The following is an 11987-nucleotide window of genomic DNA, read 5'->3' on the forward strand; positions in this document are numbered from 1 at the left end:
ACTCAGTTTTTATCGGAAAGTCGAGCGGTGCGCCGCCCCGCGCCCGTCAGCGCCCGATCAGGGGATGAGCAGCACCTTGCCGCCCGGGTGGCCGCCCTCGACCAGCCGGTGCGCCTCGGCGACCTCCGCGAGCGGGAAGCTGCGGGCGATGTCGATCTGGAACTCGCCCCGCTCCAGGAGATCGAGCACGACGTCATAGGCCTCGGCGCGCAGCCGGCGCTCCTCCGCGGTGAGCGGCACGGGGTTGCCGCCCGACCAGGCGTGGATCCCGAGCTCGGCGGCCCTCGCCCCGACCACGAGGGTGCCGATGTGATCCCGGTCGGCGACGAGCTCGAACGAGGTCTCGAGCGCCTCGCCGGTTCCGACCGCATCGAGCACGCGGTCGATGCCTCCGGGTGCAGCGGCACGGATGCGGTCGGCCAGCCCACCGCCGTAGGCGACCGGGATCGCCCCGAGCTCCCGCAGCCGCTCGTGGTTGTTCTCGGCCGCGGTCGCGATGACGGTCGCGCCCCAGCGATGAGCGAACTGGATGGCCGCGCGGCCGACGCTCCCGGAGCCGCCGTGCAGCAGCAGGGTCGTGCCATCCGTTACGCCGAGGGAGCGGAGCGCCTGGTAGGCGGTGCTCACCGGCACGCCGATCGCGGCGGCGACCTCCCACGACACGGATGCCGGCTTGCGCACGAGCTGATCCTCCCGCGCGACGACGTGGCTGGCGTACGCCCCGTCGGCGTTGCGCACCACGACCTCGTCGCCGATCGACCAGTCCGAGACGCGGTCGCCGACGTCGACGACCACGCCCGCCGCATCCGAACCGACACGGCGCGGCTCCGTGATCTCGGAACTCGCGCGGGCGCCCGAGCGCAGTTTGGCGTCGATCGGGTTCACCCCGGCGGCTTTCACGGCGACGACGACGGCGCCCGGGGGAGCGTCAGGCGTCGGAACCTCCACCACCTCGAGCACCTCGGGTCCGCCGAATCGTTCGTACTGCACAACCGTTGCCACTGGTTCTCCTTCGCTCGCTCCGCGGCGGTTCCGCCGACGCCCCCATCGATCCCATCACCTCGCCGCGGTGAGCGGAAGGCTCTCGACAGGTGGGAGCACCCACGGCGAAACGAGACGTCACAAACTGTCGCGTAGGGGCGGGAATCCGGCCCCGCAGCGACAACAAGCGCCAACTCAGCCGACCAGGGAGCGCGCACCTTCGTCGGCAGGGTCGCTCGCGAAGGACCGGCGGTACTGCGTCGGCGCGACGCCGACCTCCTGGGCGAAGTGGTGGCGGAAGAGCGTCGCGCTGCTGAAGCCGCACTGGCGGGCGACCTCGTCGATCGGCAGCTCGGTCGTCTCGAGGAGCAGCCGGGCGTGGAGGACGCGCTGGCGCGTGAGCCACTGCATCGGCGCCACGCCGGTCTCCGCCACGAAGCGCCGGGCGAAGCTGCGGGTCGACATGTGCGCGCGCTTGGCAAGGGCGTCCACGGTGTGCGACTCGTCGAGCCGGTCGGAGAGGTAGTCGAGCAGCTCGCTGAAGGTGTCGCCGGCGACCTCGGGTACCGGGCGGTCGATGTACTGGCGCTGACCGCCGTCGCGCTGCGGCGGCACCACCATGTTGCGGGCGATCGTATTGGCGACGGCGCTCCCCAGCTCGCGGCGCACCAGGTGCAGGCTCGCGTCGATGCCGGATGACGTCCCCGCGCTCGTGATGAGGTTGCCCGCGTCGACGAACAGCACGTCGGGGTCGACGCGCGCCTTCGGGTAGCGGCGGGCGAGCGCATCCGCGTAGCGCCAGTGAGTGGTGCAGTCGCGCCCGTCGAGCAGCCCCGCCTCGCCCAGCAGGAAGGCGCCCGAGCACACGCTCAGCAGGATGGCCCCACGCGCGTCCGCGCGTCGCAGTGCGTCGAGCAGCTCCTCCGGGTAGTCGTCACGGATGCGGGCCGCCGGCACCGCGATCAGGTCGGCGTCTTCCATCGCCTCGAGACCGAAGGGCGGGATGATCGACGCCCCGGTCGGATTCGTGAGGGGCACGCCCGGTTCGAGACCGCAGACGCGGAAGTCGAACGGGCGGAGGCCGGCGTAGCTGCGGTCGAGGCCGAAGACCTCGCAGACCACACCGAACTCGAACATTGCGAAGTCGTCGATCAGGGGCACTGCCACCGAGTGGATCATGCCCCGAGTGTACTGGCGGAATCTTTACGAAGATAGTCCCAATGCCATCTCGTGGCCGAATATGTTCGAACGTAGCGTTAGAGACATGGCAAACACAGTGTGGACACAAGGAATGGAACACGGATGGATCGCCCGGGTGACGCGTTCCGAGCAGGCGGAGCCGCGCCACCGGCGCTTCACGCTGAGCGACTGGCTGCCGGCGGCGATCCAGGCGCGTGGCGGGCGGGTGACGCGCGACGACGAGCGCGCGTTCCGCGACCTGCAGGGCGTGCTCGACGCACGCGAAGCCGGGCGCTGACGCTCAGACCGACGCTCGACGGGCGCACGCGACTGACGCGCCCGCCCGACCCGCTCAGAAGGCGAACAGCTGACCGAGCACGATGATGAGGATCAGGAATACCACGACGACGGCCGTGATGATGCCGACCGTGCGTGCGGAGAGCTTGGCGATCCCGAAGCCGACGATGAACGGCAGCGCGATGCACGCGAGTGCGAGAACCCACCAGAAGGCCGCGAACCCGCCCTGCGACGCCGATTCAAGGCGCCCGCCGAACAGCTTCTGCGAGGCCGGATGCGTGGCGAAGGCGATGCACGCCGACAGCGGGTAGGCGATCAGAACGGCGACGATCAGCCCGGCGAAGGCACCCCACAGTCCGCGGGATCCTCCCATGTGAAGCGTCGTCTCCTCGTGAGGACCCTGCTTGCTCTTCGTGCTCATGCGCACAGCTTAGCCACAGGGCCCTCACGGGCGGCAGGGGTGGCGACGCGCCGGCTCAGCCGGCCTGCACGTCTCCACGCCAGGCACCGGTCTCGGACCCCTGGCTTTCGATGAACTCCTTGAAGTTCTTGAGATCCTTCTTGATCGCGTGATCGTCGACGCCGAGTGCCGCACCGAGGCTCTCCAGTGCGCCGGCCGGGGTCCAGCCGAGCTGCCCCGTCACGCGGGTGGTCGACTCGGAGAGGCGGTGGAAGGTGACGACGCCCGCGTGGTCGACCTCGCCGCCGACGCTGTTCCACGCGACCCGCTCATCCGGATGCTGTTCCGTGATCTCGGCGTCGAACTCGCGCTCCGCTCCGCCGATCTTGACGACCCAGTGCGTGTGGGTCTCGTCGAGCTGACGGATCGAGACGACCTCGTCGAGGAAGTGGGGGAACGATTCGAACTGGGTCCACTGGTTGTAGGCGATGGAGACGGGGACGTCGACATCGACGGATGAGGTGACGGTAGCGATGGGAGTACTCCTTCTGTCGGGTGCGGGCCGGTCGGCGCCGCGATGCGCTCTGGCATCACCGTGGACAGTAGGCGGGACTGCGCACGTACGTGAGGGGGTCGACATCGGGCGCGGTGCGGGTAGGGGCCCGGGTAGTCGGCAACGACCGGGGGAAAACGCTGGACTAATCGGCCGCGGGGCAACAGAATTCAGGACATGAGCGCAGGGGCTCGCGTCATCCGCACCCCTGATCAGCGGTTGCGGATCTTCGTCAGTTCGACCCTCAAGGAACTCGCGCCCGAGCGCCGGGCCGCGAGAGCCGCCGTCGAGCGACTGCACCTGGCGCCGGTGATGTTCGAACTCGGCGCACGCCCGCATCCGCCGCGGGAGCTCTACCGGGCCTACCTGCAGCAGTGCGACGTGTTCGTCGGAATCTACTGGGAGCGCTACGGCTGGGTCGCGCCCGACGAGGACGTGTCCGGGCTGGAGGACGAATACAACCTGTGCCCGCCGGATCTGCCGCGTCTGCTCTACATCAAAGACCCCGCTGAGAATCGGGAGCCGCGGCTGAAGGAACTCCTCGATCGCATCCGCTCCGACGACCGGGCGTCGTTCAAGTACTTCGAGTCGGCCGACGAACTCGCGGTGCTGCTCGAGTCCGACCTGGCCACGCTGCTCGCGGAGCGGTTCGAGTTGAGCCGAGCCGCGGAGTCGGCGCCGGCTGCGGCGGCCGAGAGCGAGGGAGCGGCCGCGGCTCTCCCCGCTCCGCTCACCGAGCTGATCGGCCGCGAACGAGAACTCGCCGACCTCGAAGGGATGCTGCTGGGAGGCACCCGCCTGGTCACGATCACCGGCTCCGGCGGCATCGGCAAGAGCCGGCTCGCCATCGCCGCAGCGACGGCGCTCGCTCCGCGGTTCGCGGACGGCGCCGTCTTCGTCGACCTCTCCACCGTGCACGACCCCGCGGCGGTGCCGAATACGCTCGCTCAGACCATCGGCGTGCGCGACACCGGCGATGCGCCGATCACCGAGAAGGTCGTCACGGCGCTGCGCGACCGGCAGATGCTGCTCGTCCTCGACAACTTCGAGCAGGTGCTGGGTGCTGCTCCCGCTCTCGCCGCGCTGCTCGGCGCTGCCCCCGGCATCGCGGTGATCGTCACGAGCCGGTCCCTGCTGCGGCTCGGCGGTGAGCAGAGCTTCGAGCTCGGGCCCCTGGTGGGCGAGCCGGCCACGGCGCTGTTCGTCGAGCGGGCGCACGCGGTGAAACCGGACTTCGAGATCACCACCGAGAACGCCGAGGCGGTCGTGCGCATCTGCGAGGCGCTCGACGGGGTGCCGCTCGCGCTCGAGCTGGCGGCAGCGCGCATCCGGGTGCTGTCGGCGCCGGAGTTGCTGGAGCGCCTCGACCGGCGGCTGCCTCTTCTGGTCGGGGGCGCCCGCGACCTGCCGGAGCGTCAGCAGACCCTGCGCAGCACGATCGAGTGGAGCACGCAGCTGCTCGGGGAGAGCGAGCGTCGTCTGCTCGCCTGCCTCGGGGTGTTCGAGGGAGGCTTCACGATCGAGGCGGCAGAGTTCGTGGCCGCGAGCGGGCCGGAGAGCGGCGACGCCGACGGTGGCACCGCAGCAGGCGGCAGCGCGGCAGGAGGCGCGGGTGACGATGACACGCTGAGCGCTCTCGCAGCGCTCGTCGACAGCAGCCTGCTCAGCCAGCACGACACCAGCGAGCGTCCGCGCTTCTCGATGCTCGCCACGGTGCGCGAGTACGCCCTCGAGCGACTGATCGCCGACGGAGCGCTGGAGCGCATGCGCGGCGTGCACGCGCACTACTTCGTGCGACTGGGCGATCGTGCCGAGCTGGAGCTCGAGGGAGCGAAGCAGGCGGAGTGGGTGCTGCGCCTCGGCGACGAGAGCGACAACCTGCGTGCGGCGGAACGGTATCTTCTCGGTCAGCGCGACTGGCGCACCGCCGCGCACCTCGCCTGGACGCTCTACGTCTACTGGTGGGTCGCCGGTCTGCTCGGCGAGGTGCGCGGGTGGATGGACGAGGCACTGGCGTCGGGGGACGAGCTCGACGACGTGACGCGGGCGACGGCGCTGTACTTCACCACGGCGATCACGTTCTGGCAGGACCCGGACGGCACGGTCGCGTCGGGCCTCACCGAGAGCGCCGAGCTGTTCCACCGCGAAGGCGATGCGGCCGGCGAGGCTCTGGCCCTGATCTCGCTCGCCCTCGCACTGCTGGCCGCTCAGAGTCCCGATCCCGCGCGCGCCGACGACGCGATGGAGACCAGTCTCGGCCTGTTCCGGTCGAGCGGTGACCTGTGGGGCGAGTCGATGGCGCTCGTGATGCTCGGGCGGGTGGCACTGCTGCGGCAGAACGTGCACGGCGCCCTGAACCGCTTCGAGGAGAGTCTGCGTATCGCGCGCCGGCAGGGCGACGAGCTCGCCGAGACCATCGCGCTGCACCACCGGGGCTGGGCCCGGCTGCTGCTCGGCGATGTTCAGGATGCGGCGGTCGACTTCGGCGAGTGCCTCGGCATCTCCTCCCGGCTCGGCCACGTCGAAGGCGTCGCATACGCGCTGGAAGGTCTGGTTGCCGTGGCGGCTCTCGCGGGAGACGTGGTGCGCGCGGGTCACCTGCTGGGGGCATCCCGGTCATTGCGCGAGCGCAGCGGACTGCACAACGCGCCGGCGTTCTCGTTCCACCAGACCTTCGTCGATCAGTTCGTGGCGAGCGGCCGTGCCGACGGCCTCGACGACGCGGTGATGCAGGGGCGGACGCTGAGCGAGGAGGAGGCCGTCGCCGAGGCGTCGGCACCGCTGACGGCGAGCGGGACATGACCGACCGCATCCTGCCGTACACACGAGTGGTGGGCGCGATCATCATCCCGTTCCTGGTCGCGGCGTTCGTCATCCTGTACCCGCTGGCCGACCACACGGACACGCTCTTCGCGTGGACGATCGCGCCGCCGCTGACCGCCATGCTCCTCGGCAGCGCGTACTTCGGCGGGATCTGGTTCTTCGTGCACGTCGTGCGCCCGAACCGGTGGCATGCGGTGCGCTACGGGTTCCCCGCTGTACTGCTGTTCGCCACGCTGCTGGCCGTCGCGACGTTCCTGCACTGGGGCAAATTCCACTTCGGGCATATCTCGTTCATCGTGTGGGTGACGCTCTACGTGACCACCCCGTTAATGGTGCTCGTGGCGATGATCCTCAACCGGCGGGAGGATCCGCGTGTGCCCGACGAACGCGACGTGGTCATCCCGGCCTGGGTGCGCATCCTGCTCGCGGTGGTCGGGCTGGCAGCACTGGTCGTCGGCCTGTGCCTCTTCGTCGTTCCTCAGATCGCGATCGACGTATGGGGCTGGAAGCTCACGCCGTTGACGGCGCGGGTCTGCGGGGCGATCCTCACGCTGCCGGGCATGGTCAATGTGTGGATGCTCGGCGACAGCCGCTGGTCGGCGTTCCGACAGGTCTTCCAGGCGCAGCTGGCGAGCCTGGTGTTCATCGCGCTCGCGCTGGCCATCCGCAACCGGGAGCTGCTCTGGGCCCGTCCGTCAGCAGCGATGTTCGTCTGCGGCATCCTGGTGTCGCTGCTCGCCTACGCCGCGATCTACATTTGGGCCGAAGTCCGCCTCCGCCGCCTCAACGGATGACCCGTCCGGCCCCCTCGAGCCCGCTGAACCATCCCGTGCGCTCGGCGACCGCGCGGGCGCCGGCCGGCAGACGGCTCAGCCGCAGCTCGACGCCGCGCCCCGCGAGTTCCCGGTCGAGGTCCTCCAGCGTTTCGATCACGGTGAACGAGATCTCCTGCAGCACCGACATGTCGAGCACGAGCACCGTCAGCCCCGGCTGCGCGTCCGCCGCGGCGAGCACGGCCTGCTCCGTTCCCAGCACATTGGCCGTGTAGAGCGGCGCCAGCAGCGAGACCACGAGCTCGCCGTCCGCTCCGGCAGCGGTGGCGATCCGCGGCTTGTTCAGCGCCGAGAGCAGCAGGATGAGCGTGAGCACGACTCCCGTCGCCACCGCCACCAGCAACCCGGCTGTGAGCCCGACCAGGGTCGTGACCATCGCCACCCAGAAGTCGCGCCGGCTGATGCGCCACAGGCTGGCGAGCGTTCGCACATCGATCAGCCCGAACACCGCGACGAAGACGAGGGACGCGAGCGTCGCCTGCGGCAGCAGCCCGATGATCGGACCGAGGAACAGGCCGACGAGCAGCGCGAGCGCGACCGTCACCAGCGCGGCCAGCTGCGAGCGGGCGCCAGCCGCTCTGTTGACGGCGCTCTGCGAGAAGCCGCCGGCTGCGGGGAGCGTCTGGAAGAACCCGCCGATCAGGCTGGCGCCGGCCGTCGCGAGCAGCTCCTGGTTGCTGTCGATCGGACGATCACCCGGGTCCCGGATGCCGCGGGCCACGGCGGCCGATTCCAGGAAGGCCATCACCGCGATCGCGAACGCGCCGGGAACCAGCCCGACGACGTTCTGCAGGCTGGGCAGCGTCGGGAGGGGGATGCCCTGCGCAACCGGCGGGATCTGGTCCACCCCGGCGCCGTTGAACACGCCGAACGCCACGAGCAGGATGCCGACGACCACCACGATCAGCGGCCCCGGCACCCGCGGCAGGAACCGCTTGAACAGGAACAGCGCGGCGATCGACCCGGCCGACAGCAGGGTCGTCGCGAGGTTCGCGTGCGGGATCGCCTCGATCACGGCCACGATCGACCGGATGAAGCCCTCCCCGGTCGGCTGGGACTCCTCGCCGAGCAGCTTGGGCAGCTGACCGACGGCGACGGTCGCCCCGACCCCGACCTGGATGCCGAGCAACGTCGGGCGGTTGATGATCTCGACGAGCGATCCCAGCCGCAGCAGGCGCGCGACCAGCAGGATGATGCCGACGAGCAGCGTGAGCGTCACCAGGTCGCGCGGGATGTCGTCCGAGTGCGCCGCCACGCCGACCGAGACGAGCGTGGTCGCGGTGAGGGTCGCGATCGTCGAGGTCGTCGAGACGCTCATCGCCCGCGAGCCTCCGAGCATCGCGTACACGAACATCGGCACCGTACAGGTGTACAGGCCGGCCTGAACCGGCAGGTTCGCGATCGTGGCGTACGCCATCGCCTGCGGGATGACGACAGCGCCGGCCGAGACGCCGGCGAGGATGTCGCGGCCCAGCCAGCTCCGCTGGTAGCCGGCCAGGGTGGGAAAGAGCGGGATGCGGCGCCGGGCGGCCGTCGTGGCCGTCACGCGTCGGCTGCCTGGGGCTGGGGGAAGATCTGCGACCAGTCGTCGCGCACGCTCACGATCGTCCAGTCGTTCCCGGATGCCGCGGCCAGCGCCCTCTCCGCGCCGGCATCGTACGGTTCGTCGCCGCGTCCCGTGTCGTCGTCGTGGTGCACGAGCATCCCGAGCCCGCTCGCGTATCCGAGCATCTGCATGTCGCCGTTGGAGTTGCCGACCGCGAGCGCCGGGCGCCGCCCGACCCTGCTCCAGATGCGCACCGGCTTCTCCGGTCCGTCGTCCATGAACGAGAAGGCGTTGCCGTACCGCACCTCGTTCGCGGTCTCGTCGAAGCTGAGACCGACGGCCGAGCCGACGACCCGCTCGGGAGGGATGCCGTAGTAGTCGTGCGACATCGGCCGCATGAAGTCGCGGTCGCCGCCCGACACGATGTAGCAGGTGAACCCGTTGGCCTCGAGGAATCGCAGCAGCTCGATCATCGGCTTGTACACCGCGCCGGCGTAGGAACGGCCGAGGGTCAGGTGCTTGGCGTCCCGGTAGAACCCGGTCACCGCGGCCTGGTACTCCTCGACGCTCTCACCTGCGGTGGTGGCCAGGATCGCGCCGATCATCGTGTGCAGGTCGCTGTCGTCGCCGTCGTAGTGCTTCTCGATCGCCTTTCCGAGCCACGCGAGGTCGTTGGTCACCGCCGCCTTGTACGGCTGACGGTCGGCGAGCGACGGGTCGGCCGCTGCGGCCGCCGCCCAGCGCATCACGATGAAGTGCAGCTGGGTCGGCATGGGCTTCTCGGTCCACAGCGTGCCGTCGTTGTCGAACACCGCGACGCGCTCGTCCGGGGGCAGGGTGCCATCGCCGGTCGTGACCGAGGCCACGAAGTCGACGATGGCGCTCTTCGTCGCCGTGTCACGCCAGGACGGCAGGAGGTCGCTCATCGTTACTGCCGGGTCATCGCGATCTGCAGCCGGTGCTCCGGATCGATCAGGTGATCGTGGTTGTCGTCGCCGACATCCAGCCGGATCCACGAGATCTTCCCCGTGAACGCGTTGCCGGTCGCGCCGTAGTCGCTGGAGACCGGCGAGGCCAGGTCTTCGCCGATGTCGACGGTCTCGTCCATGGAGAAGAAGAACGGCAGCGTCCGCTCCACGTTCCCCTCGGCGAGCGTTGTGCCGCCATCGGTGATCGTGACCGTTCCGCCCTTTCCGAGACCGCCGCCCTCGTACGCGAAATGCATCACGAGCTCGTGTTCGCCGGGTTCGAGCGCCGTCTCCGATCGAGTGAAGTCGGTCGTGATGCCCATGATGTTGTACGCGAAGGCGGGCTTGCCGTCGGTCAGGTAGAGCGACCATCCGCCGTACGCACCGCCCTGGGCGATGACGACGCCGCTCGCTCCGCCGTCCGGCACGGTCAGCTTGGCGGTCACCGTGAACGACTTGTTCTTCACGTTGACGACCGAGTTCTCGCTGAGGCGCTTCATGCCCGGGTAGAACGTCTGCGAGGTCCCCTTCACGAGCGCCGGCCGTCCGGCGATCTCCTCGTTGAAGCGCTCGGCCGACCGGATGTCGAGCGGGAGCACGTTGAACCGCGCCGCCTGGATGAGGAACAGCCGCTGGAGTTCGGCGAGCCTCTCGGGCTCCTGGGCGGCGAGATCGTGCGACTGCGTCCAGTCCTCCTCGACGTTGTAGAGCTCCCAGACGTCCTCGTCCAGGCCGTGGTCCGACCCGAGCCACGGCTTCTTGTGCAGGGCGACCGCCGTCCAACCCTTGTGGAAGATCGCGCGGTTGCCCAGCATCTCGAAGTACTGGGTGGTGTGCACTTCGTCGGCGTCCTCGGCCTCGAACGTCGAGTTCATCGGGGTGCCCTCGTAGGGTCGCTGCGTCACGCCGTGAACGGTCGACGGCTCCGGGATGCCGGCAGCGGCCAGCACGGTCGGCGCCACGTCGATCACGTGCGCGAACTGGTTGCGGATCTCGCCGCGCGCGGCGATGCCCTTCGGCCACGAGACGATGGTGCCGTTGCGGGTGCCGCCCCAGTGCGAGGCCACCTGCTTGGTCCACTGGTACGGGGTGTCCATGGCGTGCGCCCAGCCGATGGCGTAGTGGTTGTAGGAGCGCGGCGTTCCGAGGTCGTCCTTGTGGGCGATCTTGTACGCGTCGTCCTCCATCTCGGTCATGTGGTTGATCGTGAACGCCTCGTTGGTCGTTCCGGTCATCGTGCCCTCGGCGGAGGCGCCGTTGTCGCCGATGATCACGTAGACGAGCGTGTTGTCGAGCTCGCCGATCTCCTCGAGCGCGTCGAGCAGAAGGCCCACGTGGTGGTCGGCGTACTCGAGGTACCCGGCGTAGACCTCCATCTGGCGGGCGAGCACAGGTTTGATCTCGTCGCTCATCTCATCCCAGGCCGGGATGCCGTCGCTGCGCGTCGTGAGCGTCGCGTTCTCGGGGATGACGCCCAGTTCCTTCTGGCGCGCGAAGGTCTCGTTCCTGATCTCGTCCCAGCCCTGGTCGAACTTCCCCGTGTATTTGTCGGCCCACTCCGGCGGGACGTGGTGCGGGGCATGGGTCGCGCCGGGGGCGAAGTAGGTGAAGAACGGCTTGTCGGGGGCGAGCGATTTCTGCTGCTTCGTCCAGACGATGGCCTTCTCGGTCATGTCGGCCATGAAGTGGTAACCCTCTTCGGGGGTTCCCCACGGCTCGACCGGGGTCGTTCCCTCGTAGATGGCGGGATACCACTGGTTGGTCTCGCCGCCGATGAAACCGTAGAAGTACTCGAAGCCGCCACCGGGGGTCGGCCAGTGGTCGAACGGTCCGACCGCGCTCGTCTCCCACACCGGCACCTCATGGCACTTGCCGAACTGCGCCGTGTTGTAGCCGTTGAGGCGCAGCGTCTCCGCCAGTGGAGCGCAGTTGTTCGGTCGCAGGGAGTTGTACCCGGGGGCGCTCGTCGCGATCTCGGTGATGCCGCCCATGCCGACGGTGTGGTGGTTGCGTCCGGACAGCAGTGCGGCCCTGGTCGGCGAGCACAGGGCCGTCGTGTGGAACCGCGTGTACTTGAGGCCCTGCGCGGCGACGCGCTCGAAGTTGGGCGTGTGAACAGGACCCCCGAAAGCGCTCGACGCCCCGAAGCCGGTGTCGTCGATGAGGACGACCAGCACGTTCGGGGCGTCGGACGGCGGAAGCAGTCGCTTGATCGGCGGATAGTGGGTATCCGGATCGGTCGCGTCGTAGGTGACCGTCCCCGTATATGCCAGATCGGGAATCGGGAGTGTCGCCCGTTGTACCGAGTCCTGCGCGTCAACCATGTTGCGTCCCCTCCATCATGAGCTTCGATGCGTTGCAGCCGACCCTAGCCGAGCGTCTCCCTGCATAACAGAGGGTCTAGACG

General features: G+C 69.3%; 10 protein-coding genes. 3 read left to right on the plus strand and 7 right to left on the minus strand.

What is annotated here, in order from left to right; genetic code table 11:
* Nucleotides 1-57: 57 nt before the first annotated feature.
* Both PKE84_RS09310 and PKE84_RS09315 read right to left on the minus strand, forming a co-directional pair.
* Nucleotides 58-1002, minus strand: a complete 945-nt coding sequence (locus tag PKE84_RS09310) for an NADP-dependent oxidoreductase (protein ID WP_271176953.1) — start codon at nucleotides 1000-1002, stop codon at nucleotides 58-60.
* Nucleotides 1003-1176: 174 nt separating this feature from the next.
* Nucleotides 1177-2160, minus strand: a complete 984-nt coding sequence (locus PKE84_RS09315) for a helix-turn-helix domain-containing protein (protein WP_271176954.1) — start codon at nucleotides 2158-2160, stop codon at nucleotides 1177-1179.
* Nucleotides 2161-2245: 85 nt separating this feature from the next.
* Between PKE84_RS09315 and PKE84_RS09320 the strand changes: the two genes are divergently transcribed.
* A complete protein-coding gene (locus PKE84_RS09320; RefSeq protein ID WP_271176955.1) occupies nucleotides 2246-2458 on the plus strand; it encodes a hypothetical protein in 213 nt (70 codons plus the stop codon).
* 54 nt (nucleotides 2459-2512) lie between these two features.
* Here the strand turns inward: PKE84_RS09320 and PKE84_RS09325 are convergent, their stop codons facing one another.
* On the minus strand, nucleotides 2513-2878 hold the full coding sequence (locus PKE84_RS09325) for a hypothetical protein (RefSeq protein ID WP_271176956.1): 366 nt from the start codon (nucleotides 2876-2878) through the stop codon (nucleotides 2513-2515).
* A gap of 55 nt (nucleotides 2879-2933) precedes the next feature.
* Complete coding sequence (locus PKE84_RS09330) at nucleotides 2934-3392, minus strand: SRPBCC family protein (protein WP_271177140.1); 459 nt, start codon at nucleotides 3390-3392, stop codon at nucleotides 2934-2936.
* A gap of 195 nt (nucleotides 3393-3587) precedes the next feature.
* Here PKE84_RS09330 and PKE84_RS09335 point away from each other — a divergent pair, with 195 nt between their 5' ends.
* Together PKE84_RS09335 and PKE84_RS09340 are read left to right on the plus strand one after the other, a co-directional pair.
* Complete coding sequence (locus tag PKE84_RS09335; protein WP_271176957.1) at nucleotides 3588-6212, plus strand: DUF4062 domain-containing protein; 2625 nt, start codon at nucleotides 3588-3590, stop codon at nucleotides 6210-6212.
* Entirely contained in the window at nucleotides 6209-7027 is an 819-nt protein-coding gene (locus tag PKE84_RS09340) for a hypothetical protein (protein ID WP_271176958.1), read from the plus strand. The genes PKE84_RS09335 and PKE84_RS09340 overlap by 4 nt, the downstream gene beginning before the upstream one ends.
* Here the strand turns inward: PKE84_RS09340 and PKE84_RS09345 are convergent.
* The 3 genes from PKE84_RS09345 to PKE84_RS09355 are packed head-to-tail and all read right to left on the minus strand — an operon-like array spanning nucleotide 7017 to nucleotide 11904.
* Nucleotides 7017-8612, minus strand: coding sequence for a SulP family inorganic anion transporter (locus PKE84_RS09345; protein ID WP_271176959.1), 1596 nt, complete (start codon nucleotides 8610-8612; stop codon nucleotides 7017-7019). The two genes, PKE84_RS09340 and PKE84_RS09345, sit on opposite strands and share 11 nt — an antisense overlap.
* Nucleotides 8609-9538 carry an HAD family hydrolase gene (locus PKE84_RS09350; RefSeq protein ID WP_271176960.1) on the minus strand — a complete coding sequence of 310 codons (930 nt, stop codon included), beginning with the start codon at nucleotides 9536-9538 and terminating at the stop codon, nucleotides 8609-8611. The genes PKE84_RS09345 and PKE84_RS09350 overlap by 4 nt, the downstream gene beginning before the upstream one ends.
* A 2-nt stretch (nucleotides 9539-9540) precedes the next feature.
* Nucleotides 9541-11904 carry an arylsulfatase gene (locus PKE84_RS09355; RefSeq protein ID WP_271176961.1) on the minus strand — a complete coding sequence of 788 codons (2364 nt, stop codon included), beginning with the start codon at nucleotides 11902-11904 and terminating at the stop codon, nucleotides 9541-9543.
* Nucleotides 11905-11987: the final 83 nt, after the last annotated feature.

Source organism: Leifsonia poae (assembly GCF_027921845.1).
GTDB lineage: Bacteria > Actinomycetota > Actinomycetes > Actinomycetales > Microbacteriaceae > Leifsonia > Leifsonia poae.